The 26,501-nt window shown below is 68.7% G+C and carries 22 protein-coding genes and 1 pseudogene; 13 read left to right on the plus strand and 10 right to left on the minus strand.

The window, feature by feature from the left end; all coding sequences use genetic code 11:
- Nucleotides 1-48: 48 nt before the first annotated feature.
- A complete protein-coding gene (locus tag ASF57_RS19545) occupies nt 49-843 on the plus strand; it encodes an inositol monophosphatase family protein (RefSeq protein ID WP_056486394.1) in 795 nt (264 codons plus the stop codon).
- 48 nt (nt 844-891) lie between these two features.
- Nucleotides 892-1,437, plus strand: coding sequence for an adenine phosphoribosyltransferase (locus tag ASF57_RS19550; protein ID WP_056486397.1), 546 nt, complete (start codon nt 892-894; stop codon nt 1,435-1,437).
- 138 nt (nt 1,438-1,575) lie between these two features.
- Here the strand turns inward: ASF57_RS19550 and purQ are convergent, their stop codons facing one another.
- The 5 genes from purQ to ASF57_RS19575 all read right to left on the minus strand — a co-directional run bounded on the left by purQ (nt 1,576) and on the right by ASF57_RS19575 (nt 5,023).
- Entirely contained in the window at nt 1,576-2,256 is a 681-nt protein-coding gene (gene purQ, locus ASF57_RS19555; protein ID WP_056486404.1) for a phosphoribosylformylglycinamidine synthase subunit PurQ, read from the minus strand.
- On the minus strand, nt 2,256-2,495 hold the full coding sequence (gene purS / locus ASF57_RS19560) for a phosphoribosylformylglycinamidine synthase subunit PurS (protein ID WP_056188721.1): 240 nt from the start codon (nt 2,493-2,495) through the stop codon (nt 2,256-2,258). Before purS ends, purQ begins: the two co-directional genes overlap by 1 nt.
- A 116-nt stretch (nt 2,496-2,611) precedes the next feature.
- The gene (locus ASF57_RS19565; protein ID WP_056188718.1) at nt 2,612-2,848 is read right to left on the minus strand and encodes a hypothetical protein; all 237 of its coding nucleotides are present in this window, start codon (nt 2,846-2,848) and stop codon (nt 2,612-2,614) included.
- A gap of 132 nt (nt 2,849-2,980) precedes the next feature.
- Entirely contained in the window at nt 2,981-3,583 is a 603-nt protein-coding gene (locus ASF57_RS19570; RefSeq protein ID WP_056486408.1) for an ActR/PrrA/RegA family redox response regulator transcription factor, read from the minus strand.
- 54 nt (nt 3,584-3,637) lie between these two features.
- Nucleotides 3,638-5,023 carry an ActS/PrrB/RegB family redox-sensitive histidine kinase gene (locus ASF57_RS19575; protein WP_056486411.1) on the minus strand — a complete coding sequence of 462 codons (1,386 nt, stop codon included), beginning with the start codon at nt 5,021-5,023 and terminating at the stop codon, nt 3,638-3,640.
- Nucleotides 5,024-5,217: 194 nt separating this feature from the next.
- Between ASF57_RS19575 and phaZ the strand changes: the two genes are divergently transcribed.
- Complete coding sequence (phaZ, locus tag ASF57_RS19580; protein ID WP_056486414.1) at nt 5,218-6,519, plus strand: polyhydroxyalkanoate depolymerase; 1,302 nt, start codon at nt 5,218-5,220, stop codon at nt 6,517-6,519.
- Between the two features lie 56 nt (nt 6,520-6,575).
- Nucleotides 6,576-7,310: a SprT family zinc-dependent metalloprotease gene (locus ASF57_RS19585; RefSeq protein WP_056188703.1), complete on the plus strand. Its 735-nt coding sequence runs from the start codon at nt 6,576-6,578 to the stop codon at nt 7,308-7,310.
- Nucleotides 7,311-7,324: 14 nt separating this feature from the next.
- Here the strand turns inward: ASF57_RS19585 and ASF57_RS19590 are convergent, their stop codons facing one another.
- Nucleotides 7,325-7,702 (minus strand): hypothetical protein, encoded by a 378-nt coding sequence (locus ASF57_RS19590; RefSeq protein ID WP_056486417.1) that lies wholly within the window; start codon nt 7,700-7,702, stop codon nt 7,325-7,327.
- Nucleotides 7,703-7,970: 268 nt separating this feature from the next.
- On the opposite strand from ASF57_RS19590, the gene ASF57_RS19595 reads away from it, so the two are divergent.
- The 4 genes and pseudogenes from ASF57_RS19595 to ASF57_RS19610 form a co-directional block, all read left to right on the plus strand.
- Nucleotides 7,971-8,438: an invasion associated locus B family protein gene (locus ASF57_RS19595; RefSeq protein WP_200935903.1), complete on the plus strand. Its 468-nt coding sequence runs from the start codon at nt 7,971-7,973 to the stop codon at nt 8,436-8,438.
- A gap of 95 nt (nt 8,439-8,533) precedes the next feature.
- The gene (locus tag ASF57_RS19600) at nt 8,534-9,199 is read left to right on the plus strand and encodes a hypothetical protein (RefSeq protein WP_056486714.1); all 666 of its coding nucleotides are present in this window, start codon (nt 8,534-8,536) and stop codon (nt 9,197-9,199) included.
- 34 nt (nt 9,200-9,233) lie between these two features.
- Nucleotides 9,234-11,246, plus strand: a complete 2,013-nt coding sequence (locus ASF57_RS19605) for a glycosyltransferase (protein WP_056486419.1) — start codon at nt 9,234-9,236, stop codon at nt 11,244-11,246.
- Nucleotides 11,247-11,784: 538 nt separating this feature from the next.
- Nucleotides 11,785-13,035: pseudogene (locus tag ASF57_RS19610) on the plus strand (glycosyltransferase); the annotation flags it as partial.
- A 6-nt stretch (nt 13,036-13,041) separates the two neighbouring features.
- Here ASF57_RS19610 and purC read toward each other — a convergent pair.
- Both purC and nth read right to left on the minus strand, forming a co-directional pair.
- The gene (gene purC, locus ASF57_RS19615) at nt 13,042-13,836 is read right to left on the minus strand and encodes a phosphoribosylaminoimidazolesuccinocarboxamide synthase (protein WP_055955211.1); all 795 of its coding nucleotides are present in this window, start codon (nt 13,834-13,836) and stop codon (nt 13,042-13,044) included.
- Nucleotides 13,837-14,059: 223 nt separating this feature from the next.
- Complete coding sequence (gene nth / locus ASF57_RS19620; RefSeq protein WP_082504200.1) at nt 14,060-14,824, minus strand: endonuclease III; 765 nt, start codon at nt 14,822-14,824, stop codon at nt 14,060-14,062.
- A 20-nt stretch (nt 14,825-14,844) separates the two neighbouring features.
- On the opposite strand from nth, the gene ASF57_RS19625 reads away from it, so the two are divergent.
- The 5 genes from ASF57_RS19625 to ASF57_RS19645 all read left to right on the plus strand — a co-directional run bounded on the left by ASF57_RS19625 (nt 14,845) and on the right by ASF57_RS19645 (nt 21,207).
- Nucleotides 14,845-15,381: a DUF2244 domain-containing protein gene (locus ASF57_RS19625; RefSeq protein ID WP_056486426.1), complete on the plus strand. Its 537-nt coding sequence runs from the start codon at nt 14,845-14,847 to the stop codon at nt 15,379-15,381.
- A 1-nt stretch (nt 15,382) separates the two neighbouring features.
- Nucleotides 15,383-15,961, plus strand: a complete 579-nt coding sequence (locus tag ASF57_RS19630; protein ID WP_244477032.1) for a DUF3016 domain-containing protein — start codon at nt 15,383-15,385, stop codon at nt 15,959-15,961.
- Between the two features lie 195 nt (nt 15,962-16,156).
- Nucleotides 16,157-16,867, plus strand: a complete 711-nt coding sequence (locus tag ASF57_RS19635) for a response regulator transcription factor (RefSeq protein WP_056486429.1) — start codon at nt 16,157-16,159, stop codon at nt 16,865-16,867.
- Nucleotides 16,864-18,273 (plus strand): ATP-binding protein, encoded by a 1,410-nt coding sequence (locus ASF57_RS19640; RefSeq protein WP_056486431.1) that lies wholly within the window; start codon nt 16,864-16,866, stop codon nt 18,271-18,273. The genes ASF57_RS19635 and ASF57_RS19640 overlap by 4 nt, the downstream gene beginning before the upstream one ends.
- Before the next feature lie 3 nt (nt 18,274-18,276).
- Nucleotides 18,277-21,207: a bifunctional [glutamine synthetase] adenylyltransferase/[glutamine synthetase]-adenylyl-L-tyrosine phosphorylase gene (locus ASF57_RS19645; protein ID WP_056486433.1), complete on the plus strand. Its 2,931-nt coding sequence runs from the start codon at nt 18,277-18,279 to the stop codon at nt 21,205-21,207.
- Between the two features lie 22 nt (nt 21,208-21,229).
- Here ASF57_RS19645 and ASF57_RS19650 read toward each other — a convergent pair whose 3' ends face one another.
- Nucleotides 21,230-23,620, minus strand: coding sequence for an ATP-binding protein (locus ASF57_RS19650; protein WP_056486436.1), 2,391 nt, complete (start codon nt 23,618-23,620; stop codon nt 21,230-21,232).
- 193 nt (nt 23,621-23,813) lie between these two features.
- Nucleotides 23,814-26,444, minus strand: coding sequence for an aminopeptidase N (gene pepN, locus ASF57_RS19655; protein ID WP_056486439.1), 2,631 nt, complete (start codon nt 26,442-26,444; stop codon nt 23,814-23,816).
- Nucleotides 26,445-26,501: the final 57 nt, after the last annotated feature.

Below are 26,501 nucleotides of genomic sequence, written 5' to 3' on the forward strand. Positions count from 1 at the left end.
ACGGTCCGGGCATCGACGTTCTTTGAACCGACTTGGACCTGCAGATCGATGATCAGCTCACCCCTCATGACCGTGATGGTCGACGCCGTCCGCAAGGCAGCCCGTGGCCTCAAGCGCGACTATGGCGAGATCGAGAACCTTCAGGTCTCGCGCAAGGGCCCGGGAAACTTCGTGTCGGCGGCCGACCGCAAGGCCGAGGAAGTCCTGAAGGACGCGCTGATGAAGGCGCGCCCCGGCTACGGACTGATCCTGGAGGAGACCGGCAACATCGAGGGGGCCGACAAGAGCCACACCTGGCACGTCGATCCGCTCGACGGCACCACCAACTTCCTGCACGGCATTCCGCATTTCGCAATTTCGGTGGGCCTGGAGCGCGAGGGCCAGATCGTGGCCGGCGTGATCTATGATCCGGCCAAGGACGAGCTGTTCGTCGCGGAGCGCGGCAAGGGGGCCTACCTGAACAATCGGCGCCTGCGCGTCTCCGGGCGGATCGACATGGCCGACGCCCTGGTGGCCTACGGCTCGCCCTATCTGGGCCGGGGGGATCACCCGAAGCTCCTGCGCGAGGTCGCGGCCGTGATGGCGGTGACCGGCGGCGCCCGTCGCTTCGGTTCGGCGGCCCTCGACATGGCCTACGTCGCCTGTGGCCGGTCCGATCTGTACTGGGAACGCGATCTGCAGACCTGGGACTTCGCAGCCGGGATCATCCTGGTGCGCGAGGCCGGCGGGTTCGTCACCAGCGCGGATGGCGGCGCCGAGCCGCTGACCGCCCGCTCCGTCGCCTGCGGCAACGAAACCCTGCATGGCGAACTCGTGAAGCTCCTGCGACGTGCCAACGCCTGAGGGCACCGTCCCGTCGCGCTTCCCACTTCCTCGACAAAGGCCGCCCGCATGGAACCCCGCCGCCATATCGCGTTGAAGGATTCGATCCGCTCGATCCCGGACTATCCGAAGCCCGGGATCGTGTTCCGGGACATTACCACGCTGCTGAGCGATCCGCGGGCCTTCCGGCGCGCGGTTGATGCGCTCGTCCATCCCTTCGCCGGCGGCCGGATCGATCAGGTGGCCGGGATCGAGGCCCGGGGCTTCATCCTTGGCGGGGCCGTGGCGCACCAGCTGTCATCCGGCTTCGTGCCGATCCGCAAGAAGGGCAAGCTCCCGCACACCACCGTGTCGATCGCCTACGCGCTCGAATACGGGACCGACGAGATGGAAATCCACGTCGACGCCATCAAGCCGGGCGATCGGGTGTTGCTGGTGGACGATCTCATCGCCACGGGCGGCACGGCCTGCGCTGCGGTGAATCTGCTGCGCCAGATCGGGGCCGAGGTCGTGGCGGCCTGCTTCGTCATCGACCTGCCGGATATCGGCGGGGCGCAGAAGCTGCGCGATCTCGACGTTCCGGTGCGAACCCTGATGGAATTCGACGGGCACTGAAACGCCCGTGTTTCCCCCTCGAGTCGAGGGCGTGATTTCTCTGAAGCGAGCGGGAGCGCCGTCGCTCTTGAATCCAGTCCGAGAAACCGCCCGATATCTTGGACGGTCGCTCTCGGCAGGGGTGCAGAATGGCGCGGGCTAAGCCGCCAAGCTGGCGAAGAGCCCTCGCCCGTCGGTTCCGCCCACGAGACCTTCCACGAAGTTCTCCGGATGCGGCATCAGCCCGAGCACGTTGAGCTGCTCGGAATAGATGCCCGCGATCGAATTCAGCGAACCGTTGCGGTTGGCATCCACCGTCAGGTTTCCAGCGGCGTCGCTGTAGCGGAAGGCGACCCGGCCCTCACCCTCGAGGCGGGCGATCGTGTCCGGATCGGCAAAGTAGTTGCCCTCGCCGTGGGCGACGCAGACGTCGATGACCTGGTCTTTGGTATAAGCCGAGGTGAAGCGGGTATCGGCGCGCTCGACCCGCAGAAGCTGGCGGTGGCAGATGAAGCGCCGGTCGACGTTGCGCATCAGGACGCCCGGCAGAAGCCCCGATTCGCACAGGATCTGGAAGCCGTTGCAGATGCCGAGCACGAGGCCGCCGCGGGCCGCATGGGCGCGGACCGCATCCATCGCGGCCGCGCGGCCCGCAATGGCGCCGCAGCGCAGATAATCGCCATAGGAGAAGCCGCCCGGCAGCACCGCCAGATCGGTTCCGGCCGGCAACTCCGTGTCGGCGTGCCAGACCTTGACGACGTCGGCGCCGGCCTGGGTGAGGGCCCGGGACACGTCCGCATCGCGGTTGGAACCCGGAAAGACGATGATGGCGGCGCGCATCAGGCGATCTCGATGGCGTAGTTCTCGACGACGGTGTTGGCGAGCAGCTTTTCGCAAGCGCTCTTCAGCGTCGCCTCGGCTGCCGCACGATCGTCACCCGCGATCTCGACGTCGAAGACCTTGCCCTGGCGTACGCTATCGATACCGGCGAGACCGAACGAGGTCAGCGCCGCCTCGATCGCCTTGCCCTGCGGGTCCAGCACGCCGGTCTTCAGGGTGACGATGATGCGTGCTTTCATGGGGTCGAACTCATCTCGTGTCGGGGCCATCCTGCCGATAATCGGGAAATGCCGGACAGGCAACGCGAAACGGCCCCGGAGGGGCCGTTCAGGGTCATCGAAGCGAACGGGTCGGTTCAGCGCGTCGCCGATTTGCGATCCCGAAGGGGCTCGATGGTGGTGGCGCGGCGCCAGAGCTGCAGCATCACCCAGGCGGCGAACAGGCTGAACACCGCCATCAGGACATGCCCCACGGTCTCGCCGAGATCGAACATACCGGCCAGGGCCCAGCCCGCCGCGATGGCGACCGCGAACACTTCCGTGCCGACGAGCACCATCATGCTGAGAATGGTGATGAGGTTGCGCGTGTTCAAAGCTGTCTGTCCCGTTGCGGGCGTCACGCCGAGAGACTCGGCGCTCCCATCAGAAAGGGCGACGTAGCGCGAACCGGGCTGGTCGCGCAACGTCGCCCCTGTTGACCCGTCGGGTCTTACGAGCAGCAATGTTCAGCGCGGCGCGCGCTTGGCCAGGATGCGCTGAAGCGTACGACGATGCATGTTGAGCCGGCGTGCCGTTTCGGAAACGTTCCGTCCGCAGAGTTCGTAGACTCGCTGGATGTGCTCCCACCGCACCCGGTCGGCCGACATCGGGTTCTCGGGCGGATCGGCCCGTTCCCCCGGCTGTGCCATCAGCGTTCCATGGATTTCGTCGGCATCGGCGGGCTTCGCGAGGTAGTCGAACGCACCGAGCTTCACCGCGGTCACCGCGGTTGCGATATTGCCGTAGCCGGTGAGAATGACGCCGCGCGCTTCCGGGCGACGCTCCTTCAGGCGCGCGATCACGTCGAGCCCGTTGCCGTCGCCCAGGCGCATGTCGATCACCGCGAAGGCTGGCGGGCGAACGTCGACGAAAGACACGCCTTCGGCGACGCTCTCGGCTACCTGGACTTCGTAGCCGCGCATCTCCATGGCGCGGGCGAGGCGCGTGGAAAAGGGCTTGTCGTCATCGACGATCAACAGCGTGCGGTCCGTAAAGGCCGCCAAGGGATCGTTGTCGGCAAGCTGCGCGATATCGGCACTCGGCGCCGCTGTTCCGGTATGCGTCAGCATCCGACGCTCCTCCGTCTGTCCTGAACCAATTGCGATCGGGTTGTCATCTGACGTTTATATAGGTGTCGCACCGGTTTCGGTTAGGGGTTGCCCACGATTCAATTGCGCATGATGCAGCGCGATGGCGTCCCGCTCGAAGATGTGGCGGGCCCAGCTGATGCGGACGACTGCGCCGGTCGCCTCGTGTTGCGAGACGTTCGACAACGTCAACTGCGCGCCCGAGCGTTCGATCAGTGTCTTGGCGATGAAAAGTCCGAGGCCGAGCCCCGCACCCGTACTGTCCGGGCTGCGCGACCGATCCGGGCTGCGGGTGGTCACGTAAGGCTCGCCCGCCCGCAGCAGAACCTCGCTGGAGAAGCCCGGTCCGTCATCGCGGATCTCGAGCCAGACCCGTTCGAGGGTCCAGCGCGCCTCGATGATCACCCGCGATGTGGCGAAGTCGACCGCGTTGTCGACGATGTTGGCGAGTCCGAACATCACGCCGGGGTTGCGTCGGCAGGCCGGCTCCGGGCCTTCGCCCTGATTCGAGACGTCGAGAATGATCCCCATGGCGCGCTGAGGCTCCACGAGCTCTTCGACGAGGTGGCTCAGGCTCACCGTCTGCAGAATACCGGTCTCGTCGCTGTCGAGGGACGTCAGCTTGGAGAGGATGCCGCGGCAGCGATCGACCTGATCGCGCAGCAACGCCAGATCCTCGCGGACCGCCGGGCTGGCGGTCGTGGCCAATTGGCGCGTCAGCTCCTTGGTCACCACCATGATGGTCCCCAGGGGCGTTCCCAGTTCGTGGGCCGCCGCCGCCGCCAGGCCGTCGAGCTGCGACAGGTGCTGCTCGCGCGCCAGGACCAACTCGGTGGCGGCGAGTGCCTGGGCGAGCTGGCGCGTCTCCTCCGCCACCTTCCAGGCATAGACTCCCGTGAAGGCGGTTCCGAGCAGGATCGCGGTCCAGATGCCCGAGATGTAGAGGAACGGCAGTTCGAGCCGGCCGTCGGCGAACCAGGGCAGGGGGCGGTGGACCAGCGCCAGCAGGGTGGCGAGGCCGATGGCCAGCAGGCCGAGCGCCAGCGTCCGCTCCGGTGGCAGCGCCGTCGCTGAGATCAGGACGGGAGCGAGGAACAGGAGCGAGAAGGGGTTCTGCAGCCCGCCGGTGAGGAACAGCAGGGCGGCGAGTTGCACGATGTCGAAGGCCAGGAGCAGGGCCGCCGAATCGTCGCTGAGGCGATAGCTCGCCGGAAACCGGATGCGGAGCGCGAGATTGAGCCAGGACGAGGTGGCGATGACCAGGAAGCACCAGCCGAACGGAAGCGGCAGGCCGAGGCCGAACTGCGCTCCGACCACCGCCGCACTCTGCCCGGTAATGGCGAGCCATCGCAGCCGGACGAAAGTATCGAGACGCAGATGCCTGGCGTCACGGACGAAGCCGTTGGTGCTCATGTCGATCATGTCAGAAGAACGATAGGGCCGGGTTGTCTCGCGTCTATCCCTCTGGGGTCAGCAGATCGCTCTTGTCGACCGGGCATTTGCGCTAGTTCGGACCGGGTGGATCGGCGCCGAGCGAATCGCGGACGAGCCGGGCGGCGCACTTCGGCCCATGGAAGGCTCGTAAGGCGCGCGGTCCGAAGGCGGGGGAGCAGATCATGAACCTGTCCTATTTCTGGTACGAAGCGGCCCGACTCATGATGGCGCCGGCGCGTCTGGCCGCCGACATGGCGCGGCACAGCCTGCAGAATCCGGCCAACCCGCTGGCCTATTCGCCCTATGCGCGCTCTATGGCGGCCGCTTGCGAGATGTTCGAACGCGTCACACGGCGCTACGGCAAACCGAGCTTCGGTTTCACCGGCACCATCATCGACGGCGTGTCGGTGCCGGTGAGCGAGCGCGTGGCGTGGGAGCGCCCGTTCTGCCGCGTCGTCACCTTCGATCGCGGCTTCGTCCGCGGACCCGCCGAGCCGCAGCCCAAGCTGCTGATCGTGGCGCCAATGTCGGGCCACTATGCCACGCTCCTGCGCGGCACCGTCGAGGCGATGCTGCCGCATCATCAGGTCTTCATCACCGATTGGACCGATGCCCGGATGGTGCCGCTCGCCGCCGGGCGCTTCGATCTCGACACCTACATCGACTATCTCATCGACCTGTTCCGCGACCTCGGGCCGAACCTGCACGTGATGGCCGTATGCCAGCCGGCCGTGCCGGTGCTCGCCGCCATCGCGGTGATGGAGGCGCAGGGCCACGCTCCGGTGCCGGATTCGATGACCCTGATGGGCGGCCCCATCGACACCCGGCGCTCGCCCACCGCCGTGAACTGCCTGGCCCAGGAGCGCGGCACCGCGTGGTTCGAGCGGAACTGCATCACCACGGTTCCAGCCGCCTATCCGGGCGTGTGGCGCAGCGTCTATCCGGGATTCTTCCAGCTCTCGGGCTTCATGGCGATGAACTTCGACCGCCACGTCAACGCCCATGCGGAGATGTTCGACCATCTCGTCACCGGGGATGGCGATTCGGCCGAAAGGCATCGCGAGTTCTACGACGAATACCTCGCTGTGATGGACCTCACGGCCGAGTTCTACCTCCAGACCGTCAAGACCGTGTTCGTCGACCATGCCCTGCCGAAGGGGACGATGATCCATCGCGGCACGCGGGTCGATCTCGGCGCCGTGCGCAGCTGCGCCATCCTCTGCATCGAGGGCGAGAACGACGATATCTCGGGCGTCGGCCAGACACAGGCCGCCCTCGACCTGACGCCGAACCTGCCGCCGGAACGCAAGGCCTATCACCTGCAGACGGGCGTCGGGCATTACGGCGTCTTCAACGGCTCGCGCTACCGCACCATCATCGCCCCGCGGATCGCAGCCTTCATCCGGGATATGGGGCGATCCGCGGGCGCCGCGGACGGGAACGGCGCGGCAATCGACGGAGCGGGCCCCGAAGCTCAGAGCTGAGGATTGCGGTGCGCGGATCGATGGCGGAGGCCCGCGACAGCGGTTAAGCTGGCGTCATGCGATTGGCGTTGCTGCGCGGGGCGGACCCGGATCACCTCGACATCGTACACGAGGGCGAGAGCCTGCGTGTCCTGCTGCGGCGTCGGCCGACGGCCCGCCGCCTGACCCTGCGCGTCTCCAGCGCCACCGGCGAGGTGGTGATGACCCTGCCGACCCGGACGTCGGTCGGCGTCGCCCGGACCTTCGCGGTCAGCCACGGCGGCTGGATCGCCGCACGCCTCGCCCGGATGCCCGAGAAGGTGGCCTTCACGCCCGACGCGGTGCTTCCAGTCCGCGGCGTCCCGCATCGGATCGTCCATCGCGACCAACGCAGCGGCATTACCCGCCTGGAGCATGCCGGCGGTGAGCCTGTGCTGTCCGTGGCCTGCGACGCGCCGCATATCGGGCGACGGGTCGGGGATTTCCTGCAACGGGAAGCCCGGCGCGACCTCACCGAGGCCGTCGCACGGTATACCGAGGCCCTCGGGCAGGGGCCGACGCGCATCACCCTGCGGGATACCAGGAGCCGCTGGGGCTCCTGCACGGCCCGGGGCGAACTCAACTTCTCCTGGCGGCTCATCCTGGCGCCGCCGCTGGTGCTCGATTACCTCGTGGCGCACGAGATGGGTCACCTGCGCGAGATGAATCACTCGGCACGGTTCTGGACCCTCGTCGGATCACTCTGCCCGCACGTGGACGAAGCCGAGCGCTGGCTGAAGCGCAACGGAGCCACCCTCCACCGTTACGGCTGAGGCAGCCGCAAGCCTCAGCCTCTTGCGCGCAGGACGCGGCCGCGAACGACCTGCTCGGCCGGCCAGGTGGGGCGGGGATCGACGTCGCCGGGGTTGAGGGTGCGCGGCGCGACGTTATCGCAAACCTCGCGCTGGCGCAGGATCACCGGCTGGCCGAATTCGTCCCGTCTGCGGATGATGCCGCCGTCCCGGCAGAAGCCCGCCAGCTCGGCGGCGTTTCCGGCCCGGCGTCCGCCCGGCGTCCGGGCGATCGGCCGGTGCTCGATCACCAGCGGACCGTCCCGGTTCAGCGAGCGTTCGATGTAGGTCGTCTCGCCCACGGGCAACGGCTCGGCGACGGCCGGTCCGGCGAAGACAAGAGTGGCGAACAGGAGTGGGGCGCGCAGTCGCATGGATTCGTCCGTTGGCGAGCAAGCTTGGCGGTCAAGCGTGGCGGTCAGCACTAGAGGCTGTACGCGCGGCGCGATAGTCGGTTCCCGTGGGCCGGCCTTCGCTTGACAGGCAATGGCCCAGCATGGTCGGAACACCCGTGTTTTCGGTTAACGGCTCGCGGGGCATCGGGCCAGACGAAAGGGTCGACGCGTGGGGTTTCGTGGAATGGTGCAGCGCGCACGCGGCCTGGTCGCCCGGGGTGTCGCGGCAGGCGCGCTTGGCGCGGCGATGCTGATCGTCGTCTTCGCCCCGCAGGGTGCCTCCGCCCAGGGTATGGTCCGAAACACCTTCGGCGATTGGCAGTTGCGCTGCGAGACGCCGGCCGGCGCGAAGGCCGAGCAATGTGCCCTGGTGCAGTATCTCGCGGCCGAGGATCGGCCGAACCTGACCCTCGTGGTCATCGTGCTGAAGACGGCCGACAATCGCGGCTACCTTCTGCGCGTCGTCGCCCCGCTCGGGGTCCTGCTGCCGTCCGGTCTCGGGCTGAAGATCGACAAGACGGATGTGGGCCGGGCCGGCTTCGTGCGGTGCCTGACCACCGGCTGCGTCGCCGAAGTCGTGATGGATGACGGCTTGATCAAGCAGTTCAGCGCTGGCGCGCAGGCGACCTTCATCGTCTTCCAGACGCCCGAGGAGGGTGTCGGCATCCCGCTCTCGATGAAGGGCTTCGGCCAGGGCTTCGACAGTCTGAAGTGATGCGCTTCACAGGGGTCGGGCGTGCGATGCCGGTTGGATTCGGAAAGCGTGCCGGGCAATCAAGTTGGATCTGGGCAATGGATCTGAGCAAACGCATGGATAAAAGCCGACGCGCGGGCGGGCAGCGTCTCGGGTTCCTCCTGGCGGCCGCTCTGGCGGCGAGCCTCGTCGGCGCCGACACGGCTCGGGCGGAAGAGGGCAACATCTTCACCAACATGTTCAAGTACGGCGGGACCACCGTGCCGCCGTCTCAGCCGGACGACAGCGACCCACCCTACTGCCCCACGGTGGCGGTGCCGGAGGGCGGCGCGGCGACCCAGGCCTATGGCGGCCGCAGCGGCGACAGTGCGAGCCTTCGCCATCAGGTCACGCTCGGGCGCCTCGCCCGCGAATGTGCGAGGCTCCAGGACGGATCAATCTCGGTCAAGGTCGGGGTCGAGGGGCACGTACTGCTCGGCCCGCTGGGCAAGCCCGGTCGCTTCGATGCGCCTGTCACCATCGCCATCAAGGCGGGGGACAAGACGGTGACGTCGCGCGTTCACCGGGTGTCGGTGACGGTATCGCCCGGGGAGGCGCAGGGGCTGTTCTCCTTCGTCGAGGACAACCTCACGGTTCCGGGCGCCCTGGCGCGCGACTACGACATCGAGGTCAGGCTCGGCGCCGCACCGCAGCGTGCGGCACCCCGCAAGAGAAAGCCTCCCGTCGCCGCCGCGACGTCCGAAGACCGCGTCGCCACGCCCAACAAGGACGCGGCAGAGTGAAGAATGAACGCGTGCGGGGGATGTCCTGACCGAATTGGGTCGCTCCGTCGCCTTCACGCTCGATCCCACGCAGGATCCCGTCTTCGACCGGCGTCTCGGCCTCTCGGCGCCGGCGCGCGGACGCTGGATCGTGCTGACCTACCGCGGCAACCCGGTGCCCCGGCCGCTGCGCCCGCTTCTGCGCCTCACCCGTGACGACGGCCGCCGTGAAACCTTCGTGCTGCCGGCACCGGTCCAGGGCGCAGCCGTCTGGCTTGGCTACCTGCCGGCCGATTGCGCGGCGGTGGACCTCGCCATCGATGGGCGCGGCTTCGAGCTGGAACGGGTCGGCCTGCGCTCCGAGGCGAGCCTGTTCGGCGAGTGCCTGCGCAAGCGGCCCCTGCGCGCCATCGCGGCGGGCTATAACCGCCTGAGGCGCCACGAGCGGCGCTATCGCGACATCCTGCGCGGCAGCTGTGCCGTCACGCCGCGCGGAGCCTTCGATGCCTGGGCGAGGGACCGAACGCGCGCCGATCTCGGCCCCGTTCCGGCAGGCCCCACGCTGCAACTGATCCTTCCGGCCCGGCGCGAGGAAGGGGAACGGGTCGCCGAGACGATACGCAGCCTCCAGGCCCAGCGGTTTTCCGCCTGGCGCCTTCACGTGGCCTGGGATCACGCGGGCGCCGATCCGATCCCCGCCGATGCCCGCATCGTAGAGGGCCGGTGGCCGACCGCCGGGTGTTTCGGCGATCTCGTCGGGCGGGCCGAGGTGGCGGCCCTGCTGACTCCCGGTGACAGGCTCGATCCCGACGCTCTCGCGATCCTGGTCCGCACCCTGTCGGACGCGCCGGCGTCGGAGATGATCTATGCCGACGCCTGCATCGGAGCCGGGACGCCCGAGAGCGCGCGACTGAAGCCGGACTGGAGTCCCGATCTCGCCCTCACCACCGCCTATATGGGCACACCCACGCTCTATGCCGGCGCGTTGCTGGAAAGCCTGCAGGCTTTGCCCCTGGACGCTCAGGATACGTTCCCCCTCCGCCTGGCTCTGAACGCCACCGGCGCGGTCTCCTGTGCGCGGGTCTCGCATGTGCCGCGAATCCTCTCGCAGGGAGAGGTGCCCGACTCGGATGCCGGGCAACGCCACGCCGCCGTTCTTCAGAGGTATCTCGACACGCACCGCCTCCCGGCGCGGGTCGAGGCCCATCCACGCGGCTTCGACCTCCTCTGGGCCCTGCCGGAGCCGCCACCCCTGGCCAGCGTGATCATCCCGTCGCGCGATCGTCTCGATCTCATCCGGGTCGCGGCCGATGGAGTCCTCAATGGGACGGCCTACCCGGCGATCGAACTGGTCATTGTCGACAACGGCTCCGTCGATCCCACCGTCCTCGCCTATTACGACGGCCTGAAGCAGGATTCGCGCGTCCGCATCCTGTCCCATCCCGGCCCCTTCAACTTCTCGGCGATGATCAATGCCGGCGTGGCCGCTGCGCGCGGATCGGTGGTCGTCCTCCTCAACAACGACGTGGCGGTGCTGCGTGACGATTGGCTGGAGGTTCTGGTGCGGCAGGCCTGCCGGCCCGAGATCGGCGCGGTCGGTGCCAAGCTGCTCTACGCGGACGGAACCCTGCAACATGCCGGCGTCGTGGTCGGTCTCGGAGGCAGGGCCGGCCACATCCTGCGTCGCCGTCCGGCGGCCAGTCCGGGCGTCCTCGGCCGAAAGCGGGTGGCTCATGAGGTCTCCGCCGTGACCGCCGCCTGCCTCGCCGTCGAGCGGCACAAGTTCGACGCCGTCGGTGGCCTCGATGCGGAGACCTTCGCCATCGACTTCAACGATGTCGATGTGTGCCTGCGCCTCGCCGCCGCCGGCTACCGCACGATCTGGACGCCCCGTGCCGTCATGGCCCACCTCGAATCGACCAGTCGTGGCCCGGCGATCGGCGCGGCCCGGCTCCGCTTCGAGCAGGAGGCCGAGCGCTTCGTCGCGCGCTGGGGCGGGACCATCCGACACGACCCCTATTACCATCCGGCCTTGTCGCTCACGACTTTCGGGGAAGACCTTGAATAGGCCGGTGGCGGGCGAGGCGTCGCCCGCCCTGGCCTTCGCGACGGCCGCGCGGGAAGCGGCGCCTGTGCGCTGGCTGAGGGCCGCCGCGATCCTCGCGCGATCTCCCCGCGAGGCTGTCGCGATTCTGCGCGCACGGTTGGCGGGCAAGCGGGTCCGGGCGCAGCAGGCGAGAGCGGCCCTGTTCGGCCTCGATCATGGATCGCTCCAGGCTTCGCCGGCCGTCCAGGCGCGACTCCTTGCCGGAATCGCGACCGAATTTGCTCGAACCGACGTCGAGGATGTGGCCATTCTCCTCCCGGGAGATTTGGCAAGTTCGGGCCTTGCAGCGGCTTCTTCGGGCCTTGCAGCGGCTTCTTCGGGCCTTGCAGCGGCTTCTTCGGGCCTTGCAGCGGCTTCTTCGGGCCTTGCAGCGGCTTGTCTGGGCCGTGCGGCGGCTTCGGCCCCGATCCTTGTCCTGACGGCACCGGGACATGCCCTCGTGCCGGGAGCGACCGATCGCCTGACTGAACTTTTCGCCCAGGCTCCGACGATCCAGCTCGTCTATGGCGACGCGCTGCTCGGGCCGGTGACCGGTGCCGCGACGCCGCTGCTGCGCCCTGCCTTCGATCCCGAATACCTGACGGCCGTGGACTATATCGGACCGGTGCTGGCGATCCGGCGAAGCGCCCTCGCGGCCATCGTCGGCCCGGACGACGCCGCCAGCGGGGCCTTCGAACTCGTGCTGCGCACGGCCCGGCATTTCGGGCGCCAAGCCATCGCGCATCTGCCCGGCATCCTCTCCCGAAGCGATCCTGCGGAGAGCCCTCCGGCCGGCGACCCGGATCAGGCCGCAATCCTGCGTCGAAGCCTGGACCGGAGCGGTGGACACGCGATCGCGATCACCATCGAGCCGGACGGCATCCGGCGGCTGTCGCATCCGCTGCCGGAACCACATCCCCTGGTCAGCCTGATCGTGCCGACTCGCGACCGCGTCGACCTCCTCCGAACCTGCCTGACCAGCCTGATCGACCGCACAGACTGGCCGCGGCTCGAAATCCTCATCTGCGACAACGACAGTCGCGAGCCCGAGACCCTGGCGTATTTTCGGGATCTGACGGCGCGGGGCGTGGCCCGGATCATCCCGTGTCCGGGCCCCTTCGACTTTGCCGGGATGAACAACGCGGCCGCCTGCGCCGCACGGGGCCGGGTTCTCGCCTTCATCAACAACGACGTGGAAGCGCTGCATCCGGACTGGCTCGAACGCCTCGTGCGCGAGGCCCTGCGGCCCGATGTGGGGGCGGTGGGCGCCAAGCTGCTCGATGGGCAGGGCCGGATTCAGCATGGCGGCGTGCTGCTCGGCCCCGGAGGCCTCGTCACGCATGCGCATCGCTTCTTTGCTGGGAATGCCCCCGGCTACCTCGCGGGCCTGCGGGCGACGCGCGAGGTCTCGGCCGTCACGGCAGCCTGCCTCGTCGTGGAGGCCGCCAAGTTCTCGACGGTCGGGGGCTTCGATTCAGAGGCTTTCGCGGTCGATTTCAATGATGTCGACCTGTGCCTGCGCCTCAACGAAGCCGGGTATCGCACCTTGTTCGTCCCGGGGGCGGTGCTGCGGCACGACGAGGCTGCGAGCCGGCGCTGGACGCTCGCTGCGCGTGCCCGCCACGGGCGCGAGGTCGTGGCCTTTCAAAAGCGATGGGGGCCGCTGCTGGCGCAGGACCCCCATTATCATCCCGGGTTCGACCCCGATCTCGGCACCTATGCCCGCCTGCGGCCGGGCTGGCCCGGGGCCGGCCCGATACGCGCGCGCTGAACGGGCCTACTGAACCAGGCGCGGGCCGCCGGTCTGGACCTTCTCGTTCTCGGACATGATGCCGAGACGCTTGGCGACCTCGGTATAGGCCTCGATCAGGCCACCGAGATCCTTGCGGAAACGGTCCTTGTCGAGCTTGTCCGACGACTTGATGTCCCACAGGCGGCAGGAATCCGGGGAAATCTCGTCGGCGACGACGATGCGCATCATATCGCCTTCCCACAGGCGGCCGGTCTCGATCTTGAAGTCGACCAGACGGATGCCGACGCCGAGGAAGAGCCCGGACAGGAAGTCGTTGACCCGGATGGCCAGGGCCATGATGTCGTCGATCTCCTGGGGCGTCGCCCAGCCGAAGGCGGTGATGTGCTCTTCCGACACCATCGGATCGTTGAGCGCGTCGTTCTTGTAATAGAACTCAATGATCGAGCGCGGCAGCTGCGTGCCTTCCTCGAGGCCGAGGCGCGTGGCGAGCGAGCCGGCGGCGACGTTGCGCACCACCACTTCGAGCGGAATGATCTCGACTTCGCGGATCAGCTGCTCGCGCATGTTGAGGCGGCGGATGAAGTGCGTGGGTACGCCGATGTCGTTGAGATGCTGGAAGACGAACTCGGAAATCCGGTTGTTCAGCACGCCCTTGCCGTCGATGACATCATGCTTCTGCGCGTTGAAGGCGGTGGCATCATCCTTGAAGTGCTGGATGAGCGTTCCCGGCTCGGGACCCTCGTAGAGGACCTTCGCCTTGCCCTCGTAGATGCGACGGCGGCGGTTCATAGGCGTGTACCGTGGTTTGAGGAAGTCCATGGGCCGTGACTCCTTGCGAGCGAACGATGCGGAATCCGCGGCGTGGCGGCCAGAGAGAGAGGCCGGGCCGAGAGACACGTCGTACGTCGAAAGCCTCCGCGACCGTGGCGCAAACTACCCGAAGCAAGCTGGCAGCACAACGCGTTGGCCGGATGGGTCCCATGCCGCCTGGGGAGAGCCGGGCGAGCGATCGGAGGCTTTTCGCGCGCGGCCGATCGGAGCGTCAGGCTGATGGCGTCGGGGGAGCCGGTGTCGGGGGAGCCGGTGTCTTGGCCGGGAATCGGCACAGGTCGGTGATCGGACAGCGATAGCACTCAGGCTTGCGCGCCTTGCAGATGTAACGTCCGAACAGAATCAACCAATGATGGGCGTTCAGCCGGTAGGGCGCTGGCACGATCGCCTCCAGCCCGGCCTGGACCTTGTCGGTGGTGGGCGCGACCACCAGCGGGATGCGGTTCGAGACCCGGAAGATGTGGGTATCCACCGCGATCGTCTCCTCGCCGAAGGCGACGTTGCGCACGACGCTCGCGGTCTTGGTGCCGACTCCCGGCAGCACCTCCAGCGCCGCGCGGTCGCGGGGCACCTGTCCGCCATGGCGCTCCACCAGGAGGCGCGACAGCGCAATCACGTTCTTCGCCTTGGTGTTGAACAGCCCGATGGTGCGGATGAAATCCCGCACCCGCTCCTCGCCCAGGGCCAGCATCGCCTCCGGGGTGTCCGCGATGGCGAAGAGCGGCGCGGTGGCGAGGTTGACGCTGCGATCCGTCGCCTGCGCCGAGAGCACCACGGCTACCAGCAGGGTGAAGGGGTTCTGGAACTCCAATTCCGCCCGCGGTTCTGGGTTGGCGGCGCGCAACCGCGAAAAGATCTCCGTGACCGTCTCGGGTCCCACCGGTTCGGGCGTTGCGGGTACCGCTGCGACGATCGGCGCGGCGAGGCGCGCGGAGATCGATGATTTCCGGGGTCTGATCGGCTGTCGGCTCGGCATCTGCGCGTTATATTCCCTGAATGGCGAGCGGCAATCATCACGTTCCACGGATCGGCCGGCATCCGGACGGCCTCGATCCCGACAGCATGGATCGGCCCGTGTTCCAGGCCACCATCCGGCCGCACCAGTCGCTCGGCCCCGACGGCTTCCGCATCGTGATGGGCCTGTGTTGCGCCGTTTCCCTCGTGACCTCGATCGCCTGCGTGCGGGCGGGCTTCTGGCCTGTGGCCGGGTTCTTCGGACTCGACATGATCGCCCTGTATGTCGCCCTCAAGGCCAGCTTCCGGCGCGGACGCTCCTTCGAGGAGGTGGTGATCACCCCGATCGAAGTGATGCTCGCCCGCGTCACCCATCGCGGCGAGCGGCGGGAATGGCGCTTCAATCCCCTCTGGACCAAGCTGACCCGGGTCGAGGACGAGGAGTACGGCATGCAGAGCCTCACCCTCGAATCGCGTCGGGAATTCGTCGTGGTGGCGCGCGACGCCTCGCCCCCGGAGCGCGAGGTGATCGCCGAGGGTCTGACGCGCGCCCTCGCGCAGGTGAAGAAGGGATACTGAGATGGCTGCCGGCGGACGGGCCAGACTGGCGATGCTGGTTGCCGTCGGCGGTCTCGGTTTCATGGGGCTCGCCCTTCCGAGCCTCAGCCTCGCGGGTCCCGCTTCGGCTACCCCCGCGCAAGCCCGAGTCACGGTCCGTTTCGTGGCACCGGAGCGCTACACCGATGCCGACGACCGGTACGGTTCGGGACCGGCCTTGCGCGGAACGTTGGCCGAGATCCGCCGGATCATCGAGGCGTCCGCCCTCCGGGTGATGGGACCGGACGACACGCTCGTCGTCGACGTCCTCGACATCGACCGGGCCGGATTCGTACGGCCGGACCTCAACATCCCCTCCGGCCTGCGCGTGGTCAGCGATGTGACGCCGCCCGCCATCCGCCTGCGCTACGATCTGCGCCGCGGGAAAAGACGGATCGCTTCCGGCGAGGATCGCCTGACCGACATCAACTTCCTGTTCGGCGCGCGCGGCGCAGCGGCCACCGGCAGCTTCGGCTACGAGGAGGAGTTGCTGCGCCGCTGGGCCCGCGAGCGGCTGTCCGCCCGCGACGGCGCCGCCGCCCCGGGCCTACACCTGGATTAGGACGCGGCGTCCTCCGGCCGTCGGTCCCATCCGCGTTCCGGTCCGCACATGACCAAAGCGTCATGTTGCCGCCAGCCTCGCGCAACGGTTGCGCTCCTACCGTCCCGGTCTTGGATCGCGGACGGAGGGCGCAGCATGAACGTGACCGGACAAGGCGGTTTCGTAATCCCGGGCGAGCCCCTATCACTCCGTCCCATGCGTCTGCTCATCATCGAGGACGACCGCGAGGCGGTCGCGTACCTGGTCAAGGCCTTCCGGGAAGCCGGCCACATCGCGGACCATGCCTCCGATGGCCTCGATGGCTACGCCATGGCGCAGGAGGGCGATTACGACGTGCTCATCGTCGATCGCATGCTGCCCAAGCTCGACGGCCTGTCCCTCATCCGCTCCCTGCGCGAGCAGGGGGTGACCACCTCCGTCCTCATCCTCTCTGCCCTCGGCCAGGTGGACGACCGCGTGAAGGGCCTTCGCGCCGGTGGCGACGATTACCTGCCCAAACCCTACGCCTTCTCCGAACTGCTCGCCCGAACCGAGGTGCTGGCCCGGCGCCGGGCCGGTTCGGGCGCGGCGGCGGAGGCGACGGCCTACCGGGTCGGCGATCTTGAACTCGACCGCCTGTCCCATCGCGTCACCCGGGCCGGACAGGAGATCGTGCTGCAACCGCGCGAATTCCGCCTGCTGGAATACCTCATGCGCCATGCCGGCCAGGTGGTGACCCGGACGATGCTGCTAGAGCATGTCTGGGACTATCATTTCGATCCGCAGACCAACGTCATCGACGTGCACGTCTCGCGCCTTCGCGCCAAGGTCGACAAGGATTTCGAGCACCCGATCATCCACACCGTGCGCGGGACCGGCTACGTGCTGCGGGTCGACGAGGGGCGCGGGAACGGCACGGCGCCGTGACGACGTTCGACGACGCCCCCGGCGGGCGCCTGCGCAACCTGTTCCGCACCACGGCCTTCAAGCTCTCCGTCGCCTACCTGCTGGTGTTCGCCACCTGCGCGCTGGCGGCTCTGGGCTACGTGGCCTGGAATGCGAGCCGGGTCCTCGACGACCAGATGGTCTCCACCATCGAGGCCGAGATCAACGGCCTGTCCGAGCAGTACAAGGTCGGGGGCCTGCGCCGACTGATCGCCGCGGTGGAGCGCCGGGCCGGCGAACCCGGGGCCTCCCTCTACCTCGTCACCAACGCGGCCGGCGAGCGCCTCGTCGGCAACATCGCGGCGCTTCCGACCGGTCTCATCGTCGATCCGGGGCAGACGGAAGCCGACTACGCCCGCAACGGGGGATCGCAGAGCCTCGATCACCGCGCCATCATGCAGATCTTCGTACTGCCGGGCGGTTTCCGGCTCCTGGTCGGGCGCGACGTCGAGGAGCGCGACCGCCTGCGCTCCGTCATCGGGCGGACCTTCGGCTCCTCGGTGGGTCTCGTCGTGGTGCTCGGCGTGGTGGGCGCCTGGTTCATCGCCAGCCGCGTGCTGAAGCGGGTCGATGCCATGACGGAGACCACCCGCCGGATCATGGCCGGCGACCTCGACGGACGCCTCGCGGTGGCGGGCAACGGCGACGAACTCGATCGCCTCGCGCGCAATCTCAACGCGATGCTGGAGCGAATCGGCGAACTGATGCGGGGCCTGCGCGACGTCTCCGACAACATCGCCCACGACCTGAAGACCCCGCTGACCCGCCTGCGCAACCGGGCCGAGGAGGCTTTGCGCAGCGCCGAGTCGCCCGAGGCGCTGCGTACCGCGCTGGAGGGCGTGATCGAGGAGAGTGACGGCCTGATCCGGGTCTTCAACGCCCTCCTGATGATCGCCCGCCTCGAAGGCCCGAGCGCCCGCGAGGAGTTCCAGGTCTTCGACGTCGGTGCGGTGGTGCAGGCGGTGGCGGAGCTGTACGAGCCCCTGGCCTCGGAACACGGGCTCGCCCTCGCGGTAGTGACCGAAGGCGACCCGCTGACCCTGCGCGGCAGCCGCGAACTGGTCGGTCAGGCCGTGGCGAACCTGGTCGACAATGCGGTCAAGTACGCGGGGCCGGACGGCGAGATCCGCGTGTCGGCCGTTCGAACCGGCGATACCCTGCGCCTCAGCGTTTCGGATTCGGGACCCGGCATTCCGTCCGACGCACGGGGGCGGGTGCTCGACCGCTTCGTCCGCCTGGAAGAGGCCCGCTCGCAGCCCGGATTCGGTCTCGGCCTCAGCCTCGTCAACGCGGTGGTGCGCCTGCATCAGGGGATATTGTCCCTCGAAGACCATGCCCCCGGCCTTTCGGTCGTGATAACCCTGCCGGCGGGAGACGCGGGAGGATAGGGCATGTCGCAGGGGGCCAGCACGCCGAAGGGCACCCTTCGGGCGCGTCTCACGGCCGCGCCGGTGCTGTCCGATCCCGAAGGTGCGGCCGCTCGGCTGGCCGAACTGGAGCCCGCGCTTCCAGCCGGGTGCCTCGATGCCCCCTTAAGGGCGCTGCTGGCGGGACTGGCCGACCACGCGCCGTTCCTCTGGCAACTCGTGCTGCGGGAGCCGGACCGCTTCGCCGCCCTGGTCGAGGCGGAGCCCGATGCGTCCCTCGCGGCGATCGTCGCCCGCCAGCGGGTGGCGGGGCGGAGCGGCGATCTCGACGCCGTCGCGAAGGCCTTGCGGCGGAACCGGGCGGAGCATGCCCTGCTGGTGGCGCTCTGCGATATCGGCGGTCTGTGGCCCCTGGCGAACGTGACCCAGGCCCTGTCCGACTTCGCCGATGCCTCGGTCCTGGCCGCCGCCGACGCGATGCTGCTGCAGGCCGCGGCGGCGGGGCGTTTCCTGCCGCGCGATCCGGACGATCCGCAAGTGGGCTCGGGCCTCATCGTCCTGGCGCTCGGCAAGCACGGCGCGGGCGAGCTTAATTATTCCAGCGACATCGACCTCGTGGTGTTCTTCGATCCTGAGGTGGCGCCCCTCAAGGCAGACCTGCCGCCGACGCCGTTCTTCACCAAGCTGGCGCAGGGCATGGCCAAGCTGCTGCAGGAGCGGACCGCCGACGGCTACGTCCACCGCGTCGATTACCGCCTGCGTCCGGACCCCGGTTCGACGCCGGCGGCGCTCTCGCTGAACGCAGCCTACGTCTATTACGAGAATCTCGGGCAGAATTGGGAGCGGGCCGCCTACATCAAGGCGCGCGCCATCGCGGGCGATATCCCGGCGGGCGAGACCTTCCTGACCAACCTGCGCCCCTTCGTCTGGCGCAAGTATTTCGACTTCGCCTCCATCGCCGACGTGCACGCGATGAAGCGCCAGATCCATGCCGTGCGCGGCCACGACACGATCGCGGTGGCGGGCCACGACATCAAGCTCGGGCGCGGCGGCATCCGGGAGATCGAATTCTTCGTCCAGACCCAGCAACTGGTCTTCGGGGGGCGCAGGCCCGAGCTGCGCGGCCGTCGCACCGTCGCGATGCTCGACAGCCTGACCCGGGACGGCTGGATCGACGCGACCGCCCGCGACGATCTTACGGCGGCCTACGACTTCTTGCGCACGATCGAGCACCGGCTCCAGATGCTGCGGGACGAGCAGACCCAGCGCCTGCCCGCCGACACCGACGAACTCGACCGGTTCGCCCGCTTCGCCGGTTTCGCGACGCGCGAGGCTTTCGAGGCGGCGCTGCTTCACCATGCCCGCCGGGTCCAGGGCCATTACGCGCTGCTGTTCGAGGCTGAGCCCGACCTTTCCTCCGACGTGGGCGATCTCGTCTTCAGCGGGACGGGGGACGACCCGGCCACCCTCGCAACCCTGCGCAAACTCGGGTTTCGCGAGCCCGAGCGCGCGGTGGAGACCGTGCGCGGCTGGCATTTCGGGCGGCGCCCCGCCGTGCGCACGCCGCGCGCGCGCGAAGTGCTGACGGAGCTGGTCCCGGCCCTGATGCAGGCGCTCGGTGGCACGGCGCATCCCGATACGGCCCTCGACACCCTCGACCGGGCCTTCGCCCGGATGCCGGCGGCCCTCGAACTCCTGACGATCCTGCGCTCGAACGAGCGACTTCGGCTGCTCTTCGCCGATCTCCTCGGTACGGCCCCGCGCCTCGCCGAGACCGTGGCGTTCAGCCCCCATGTTCTCGATGCGGTGATCGATCGCGATTTCGCCGAGGCCGAAACGGATGCCGGTGCCCTGGCGACGCAGTTCCGGGCGCGCCTGGGCAATCCGACCGATCATGAGGATTTCCTGGACCGGAGCCGCGACGCGGCGCGCCAATTACGCTTCCTCACCGGCGCGCGCCTGCTCTCGGGCGTCCTTTCTCCGGAAGAAGCCGGTCGCGCCTTCGCGGGCATTGCCGACGCGGTGATCGCCGCCACGGTGGAGCGCGTCTCCGCGGGCTTCTTCGCCGAGCACGGTGCGGTGCCGCAGGGGCGCTTCGCGGTCCTCGGTCTCGGCCGGCTCGGCTCGCGCCAGCTCACGGCCGATTCCGATCTCGATCTCGTGCTGGTCTATGATTTCGATTCCACCGACCGGATGAGTGCCGGGCCGAGGCCTCTGGACGCGGCGGTGGCCTACAACCGCCTGGCCCAGCGCATCGTCGCCGCCCTCACGGTGCCGACCCGCCGCGGGCATCTTTATGAGGTCGACCTGCGCCTGCGGCCCGGCGGTGGCCAGGGACCGGTGGCCGTGCAGTGGCGCGGCTTCCGAACCTATCAGGCCGAAGACGCCGAACTCTGGGAGCACATGGCTCTGACCCGGGCGCGTGTCATCGTCGGCGATGCGAGCCTCACGGGCGATCTCGACGGGGAGATCCGCGCCCTCGTGAGCCGTCCGAGGCCGGCGGCAGAAGTCCATCGCGCGGTTCGGGACATGCGCCGCCTCGTGGAAGCGGAAAAGGGTCATCGGGGGGCCCTCGACCTCAAGCTCGCCCCCGGCGGTCTGCTCGACCTCGACTTCCTGGCCCAGGCCCTCGTGCTCGGGCAGGCGCATGCGACGCTGGATCTCATCGGACTCGGGGCCTGCGCGGTGTTCAGCCGCGCGGCCGATCACGGCCTGCTTCGACGATCGGACGCCGACCGGCTCGCGGAGGCCTACCGCCAGTTCGACGATGTCCTGCACTGGCAGAGACTGATGGTCGAAGGCGATCCGGCCGAGGCCGCGCCGGTGGCCCTGTCGCGATTGGCGGTGGCGATGGGGGCGCCCGATGCGGCGCGACTGGTCGCGGCCCTGGACGAGACTCGCGCCGAGGTGCGCGCCCTCTTCGACCGTCTGCTCGGTGCCGGCGCGGCGGACTGATCCGCCCACTCGACCGCAGCGGTCAGATCTGCTCGGCCTGGGGCTCCATGCGCCGGGCGGTGGCACCGGCCGCGTCGCGCAGGGAGGCGACGGTCTCCTGTGCGGCTTCGATCGACAGGCTCCGCAGGTGCTCCGGCGTCGGGATGGGCATCCGGACCAGCACGATGGTGCCGAGACCTTCCTGGGAGCGGATGCGCAGGCCGCCGCCGTGCAGCTCAGCCATGGAGCGTGCGATGGCAAGGCCGAGCCCGGAGCCCTTGTGGCTGCGGGTGAGATTGGTCTCGACCTGCTGGAACGGCGCGCCGAGGCGGCTCAGGTGGGTCTTGGGGATGCCGATGCCGGTATCCTCCACGAAGATGTGGACGTGGTCGCCGGCGGGACGCGCCTTGATGATGATCCGGCCGTCGCCGGCCGGCGTGAATTTCACCGCGTTCTGCACGAGGTTCGTGAGGATCTGGTGCAGGGCACGCTCGTCGGCCAGCACCGTCAGGGCCTCGACCACGTCGACGCAGACGGTCAGAGACTTGGCCCGGGCGGCCTCACCGACCAGCTTCAGGGTGCCCTCGATGGCGCCCGCGACCGCGATCTCGCGTGGGGCGAGCTTCACCGTCTGCGCCTCGATGCGCGACATGTTGAGGATGTCGTCGATGACCGAGAGCAGGTAGTCGCCGCTCGACCGGATGTCGCGACAGTAATCGGTGTAGCGCGGCGAGCCGAGGGTGCCGTAGACCTCGCTCTCCATCAGCTCGGCGAAGCCCATGATGGCGTTGAGCGGCGTGCGCAGCTCGTGGCTCATATTGGCCAGGAACTCGGACTTCGCCTGGTTGGCGCCCTCCGCTTGGGCCTTCTGGTCGAGGTAGCGCTCCGCGAGATCGGCGAGCTGCTGGGTCTGGAGTTCGAGGGTGCGGCGCGAGCGCTTGAGGTCGCGCACCGTCTCGATCAGCTCGCGCTCCGACTGGACGAGCTGTTCCTGGTGGCGCTTCAGGTTGGTGATGTCGGTGCCGACCGAGACGTAGCCGCCGTCCTTGGTGCGACGTTCGCTGATCTGGAGCCAGCGCCCGTCGGTCAGTTCGGCCTCGAAGGTGCGGGCGGTGGCGCCGCTCGGCTCGAGGTCGCGCAATTCCCGCCGCACGGGGGGCAGCACGCCCCGGCCCATGATCTCGGCGTAGCGCTTGCCCGGCGTGGCGTCCTCGGAGCTGAGCGCGTGCAGGTGGCGGAATTTCGAGTTGCAGAGGACGAGGCGGTTGCCGGTATCCCACAGCACGAAGGCCTCGGAGATCGCCTCGACGGCGTCACGCAGGCGCATGTCGGCGGTGGCGTTCAGCTCGGCGAGGTTGCGCTGCTCGGTGACGTCGAGGGCGATGCCGACGAGGTGGCGTCCGCCGTCGATGGTATCGGGCACGATCTCGGCCCGCATCCGCATCCAGACCCAGTTTCCGTTGGCGCCGCGGACCCGGAACTCGTGGTCGACGGTCGACTGGCTGGCGGCGAGGTGCCGGGCGAGGCTGTAGAGGTCGCCGTCGTCGGGATGCACGAGGGCGTTGACGTCGCCGAAGGAGAGAAATTCCCGCTCGCGGTGGTAGCCCAGCAGGGCGTACATCGAATCCGACCAGTAGATGCGCCCACGTGGGATATCCCAGTCCCACAGGCCGCATCGGCCGCGCCCGAGGGCCGTATCGAGGCGCTGCTTGATCTCCTCGCAAACCCGGTCGACGGCGTGGGCCCGGCGCGTCTGCAAGGCGTAGGCGATGCCGGTCCCGATGATCACCAGGGCGGCGGCCCCGAGCAGGATCGCCTGGTTGCGCATGCGCAGGGTCCAGGCGGCGGTGATGCCGGTGAGAGGTTGCAGCACCGCCACCTGGCCGCGCCCGCCAGGCAGGCTGCGCAGGGCCGCGATCACCACCGAACCGTCAGACAGGGTCACGGTCATCACGCCGGCGCTCTCGCCGAGGGTGCTGAGGGCCTGCATCTCGCCCAGATGCTCGGTGAGCGTCCGCCTCGGGCCGGGGAGGGGCGGATTCGCCGCCACGATGACGTCGTCGGGGGAAATCAGCAGGATCTGGCGCCCGGCATGGAGCAGGCCCGGCGGCAGCAGGGCGCCGAGATTGCGATGGGCCTCGTTCGCCTTGGCCTCGCCGTCGATGTCGATGTTCGCGAAGGCTGCCGCGGCGAGCCGGGTCACCGCCTCCACGTCGGTGGTCGCCGCGCGGATCACCTCCGCCCGCTGCGCCTGGAGCAGCATGGCCGCCACGGCGCCGAAGCAGATCAGAAATGTGGCGAACAGCGCCGGCAGGGCGAAGCGCAGCCAGGTCTCCGCACGGACGAACCGGACATGCGCGGCGTGTTGGGGCCGGTGGATGCCGAGAATCGTATCCGCACGCGCGGAGAGGGAAGCGGAATCCGCCTCCAGCATGAACGAACTCCGCAATTGGGATTGTCTGGCCTGGAGCGCGGATCAACCCGCGTTCCGAATCGTATACGATTCAACATTTCCGCCGGGGGTTTGTCCACGCGTTTTTTCCGGCCACGCTTGACTCCCCGCGCGAATCGAAGCGCGGAAATCCGTCTCCGATCCGTCTGAAAAACTGATTCCCGCCAAACACTTGCTAGCCGGCAAGCGTCCGCTGGAGGATGTCCGAAACGTCCCGTGACAGACCCGCAACACCCTGAATTTTCGTAAGCGCGGCCTTTGCCCGGTCGCGGCGTTCCGGCTCCATCATCCGCCACGATCCAAAAGCCGTCAGCAGGCGTGCGGCCACCTGCGGGTTGGTCGAATCGAGTGCCAGAACCGCGTCTGCCACAAGAGCATAGCCGGTGCCGTCCGGCCGGTTGAACTGAGTCGGATTTGCCATCCCGAAACTACCGATCAGGGACCGGACGCGGTTGGGATTGGTCATGGTGAAGGCCGGATGCCCCTGGAGCCGGCGGATGCGCTCCGGCGTGCCCTCGTCGGGAATCGTCGCCTGGATCGCCAGCCACTTGTCGAGGACCAGGGGCTCCGACCGGTAATCCGTGGCGAAACGCGCGAGCGCATCCTCGCGGGCCGGGCCGGAGACCTGGGCCAGGACCGCCAGGGCCGCGAGACGATCGGTCATCGTGGTGGCGGCCTCCATCTGGGCGAGGGCGAGACCGGTCGCGGCCTCGGGATCGGCCGCCGACATCAGGTCGAGGGCGGCGTTGCGCAACGCCCGCCGCCCGGCTGCCGCCGAATCGGGGCTGAAGGGCATGCCCGCCGGTTCAGCCAGTGCTTCACGCAGGCCGGCGAGCCGGTCGCGAAGGCACGCTCCGAGGTGCCGCCGCAGGGCATGGCGTGCCCGATGGATCGCGTCCGGATCGATGTCCGCCGCGATCTCGTTGGCCACGTCGGCCTCGCTCGGCAGGGCGAGGATCAGGGCGGCGAAGGCCGGATCGGACAGGGCCTCGGCGTCGAGGAAGGCGGCGAGCGCGGTGCCGAGGCCCTCGGCGCCAGCGTCGGAGACCGTGCCCGAGCGCGATCCCTGGACCAGCAGGCGCATGGCCACGCCCTGGGCCGCCTGCCAGCGGTTGAACGCATCCGGGTCGTGGCGCAACAGGGTCAGCGAATCGGCATCGGTCATCTCGATCTCGACCCGGACCGGGGCGGAGAAGCCGCGGAACAGCGACGGCACCGGGCGTTCGCCGACGTTCGTGACGACGAGGGTGTCGGTGTGCCGTTCGAGCACGAACACGCCGTCCTCCATCCGGTCGCTCCGCGCCGCGACGAGGGGACCGTCCGGCCCGACGAGGCCGAGCCGGATCGGAATCACCAGGGGCGGGCTGTCGGACGCGCCCGGCAGGCTCTGCCGAAAGTCCAGGCGGTAGGTCCGGGCCTGCGGATCGTAATGCGCCTGCACCGCGACGCGCGGCGTGCCGGGGCGTTCGTACCAGCGCGCAAAGGCGCTGAGATCGCGCCCGGAGGTCGCCGCGAAAGCGGCGAGGAAATCCTCCACCGTGGCGGCCGTGCCGTCGTTGTCGGTGAAGTAGCGGTCCATCCCGGCCCGGAAGGCTTGCGCGCCCAGGAGCGTGCGCAGCATCCGTACGATCTCGGCGCCCTTCTCGTAGACCGTGGCCGTGTAGAAGTTGTTGATCTCGGTGTACTGCCTCGGCCGAACCGGATGGGCGAGGGGACCGGCATCCTCGGGGAACTGCCGGGCGCGCAGGGTACGGACCTCGCCAATGCGATGGACGGCGCGCGAGCGCATGTCGGAGGAGAATTCCTGGTCGCGGAAGACCGTCAGGCCCTCCTTGAGGCAGAGCTGGAACCAGTCCCGGCAGGTGATGCGATTGCCGGTCCAGTTGTGGAAATACTCGTGCGCGATGATCGCCTCGATGGCCGCGTAATCCGCATCCGTCGCGGTCTCGGGCGAGGCGAGCACGTAGCGGTCGTTGAAGATGTTGAGGCCCTTGTTCTCCATCGCTCCCATGTTGAAGTCGGAGACGGCGACGACGTTGAATACGTCGAGGTCGTAGGCGCGGCCGAAGGCGGTCTCGTCCCAGGCCATCGAGCGCGCGACCGCGTCGAGGGCGTAATCGGCACGGTCGGCCTTGCCGGGTTCGACGTAGACGGCGAGTTCGACAATGCGGCCCTCGCTGGTGGTGAAGGGGCGCCGCACCAGATCGAGGCGCCCGCCCACGAGAGCGAAGAGATAGGCCGGCTTCGGGTGCGGATCGTGCCAGATCGCGAAGTGGCGCCCGGGACCGGCCTCGCCGCGCTCCACCGGGTTGCCGTTGCCGAGGAGCACCGGCGCCTCGTCGCGGTCGGCCTCGATCCGGGTGGTGTAGACCGCCATCACGTCCGGCCGGTCGAGGAAATAGGTGATCCGGCGGAAGCCGTCGGCCTCGCACTGGGTGCAGTAGACGCCGTTGGAGCGATACAGCCCCATCAGCTTGGTGTTGGCCGTGGGATCGACCCGTGTGGCGATGCTGAGGGTGAACGGGCCGGCCGGGGGATGCGGCAGCGTGAGGCTCGACGGGGTGAGGCTGTAGGCCTCGGGCGGAAGGGGCTGACCGTCCAGGACGAGGCCGACGAGGGTCAGGTCCTCGCCATCGAGCACCAGGGGCGCCCCGGGGCGCCCGGCCGGATTGGGGTGGAGGGTCAGTTCAGCCCGCACCGTCGTCGCGCTCGGGTGGAGCGCCACGTCGAGAGCCACCGTCCCGATCAGGTAGTCGCTCGGGCGGTAATCCTCCAGGCGGATCGGGATGGGCGTTTCGGTGCGCATGCGGGGTCCTTCGGCTGCGGCGCCACTGTGCGGGCGAGGCGGCGCCGGCGCAACGCG

The sequence above is a fragment of the Methylobacterium sp. Leaf117 genome (assembly GCF_001422985.1).
Classification (GTDB): domain Bacteria; phylum Pseudomonadota; class Alphaproteobacteria; order Rhizobiales; family Beijerinckiaceae; genus Methylobacterium.

Coding starts and splice junctions, on each gene's coding strand:
- ASF57_RS19645 (WP_056486433.1), top strand. CDS start 18,277: ATGTCGCAGGGGGCCAGCACGCCGAAGGGCACCCTTCGGGCGCGTCTC.
- phaZ (WP_056486414.1), top strand. CDS start 5,218: ATGAACCTGTCCTATTTCTGGTACGAAGCGGCCCGACTCATGATGGCG.
- ASF57_RS19650 (WP_056486436.1), bottom strand. CDS start 23,620: ATGCTGGAGGCGGATTCCGCTTCCCTCTCCGCGCGTGCGGATACGATT.
- ASF57_RS19545 (WP_056486394.1), top strand. CDS start 49: ATGATCAGCTCACCCCTCATGACCGTGATGGTCGACGCCGTCCGCAAG.
- ASF57_RS19575 (WP_056486411.1), bottom strand. CDS start 5,023: ATGATCGACATGAGCACCAACGGCTTCGTCCGTGACGCCAGGCATCTG.
- ASF57_RS19630 (WP_244477032.1), top strand. CDS start 15,383: ATGGCTGCCGGCGGACGGGCCAGACTGGCGATGCTGGTTGCCGTCGGC.
- ASF57_RS19590 (WP_056486417.1), bottom strand. CDS start 7,702: ATGCGACTGCGCGCCCCACTCCTGTTCGCCACTCTTGTCTTCGCCGGA.
- ASF57_RS19600 (WP_056486714.1), top strand. CDS start 8,534: ATGGATAAAAGCCGACGCGCGGGCGGGCAGCGTCTCGGGTTCCTCCTG.
- purC (WP_055955211.1), bottom strand. CDS start 13,836: ATGGACTTCCTCAAACCACGGTACACGCCTATGAACCGCCGCCGTCGC.
- ASF57_RS19550 (WP_056486397.1), top strand. CDS start 892: ATGGAACCCCGCCGCCATATCGCGTTGAAGGATTCGATCCGCTCGATC.
- purS (WP_056188721.1), bottom strand. CDS start 2,495: ATGAAAGCACGCATCATCGTCACCCTGAAGACCGGCGTGCTGGACCCG.
- ASF57_RS19625 (WP_056486426.1), top strand. CDS start 14,845: ATGGCGAGCGGCAATCATCACGTTCCACGGATCGGCCGGCATCCGGAC.
- ASF57_RS19570 (WP_056486408.1), bottom strand. CDS start 3,583: ATGCTGACGCATACCGGAACAGCGGCGCCGAGTGCCGATATCGCGCAG.
- ASF57_RS19635 (WP_056486429.1), top strand. CDS start 16,157: ATGCGTCTGCTCATCATCGAGGACGACCGCGAGGCGGTCGCGTACCTG.
- ASF57_RS19595 (WP_200935903.1), top strand. CDS start 7,971: ATGCTGATCGTCGTCTTCGCCCCGCAGGGTGCCTCCGCCCAGGGTATG.
- ASF57_RS19585 (WP_056188703.1), top strand. CDS start 6,576: ATGCGATTGGCGTTGCTGCGCGGGGCGGACCCGGATCACCTCGACATC.
- pepN (WP_056486439.1), bottom strand. CDS start 26,444: ATGCGCACCGAAACGCCCATCCCGATCCGCCTGGAGGATTACCGCCCG.
- purQ (WP_056486404.1), bottom strand. CDS start 2,256: ATGCGCGCCGCCATCATCGTCTTTCCGGGTTCCAACCGCGATGCGGAC.
- nth (WP_082504200.1), bottom strand. CDS start 14,824: ATGCCGAGCCGACAGCCGATCAGACCCCGGAAATCATCGATCTCCGCG.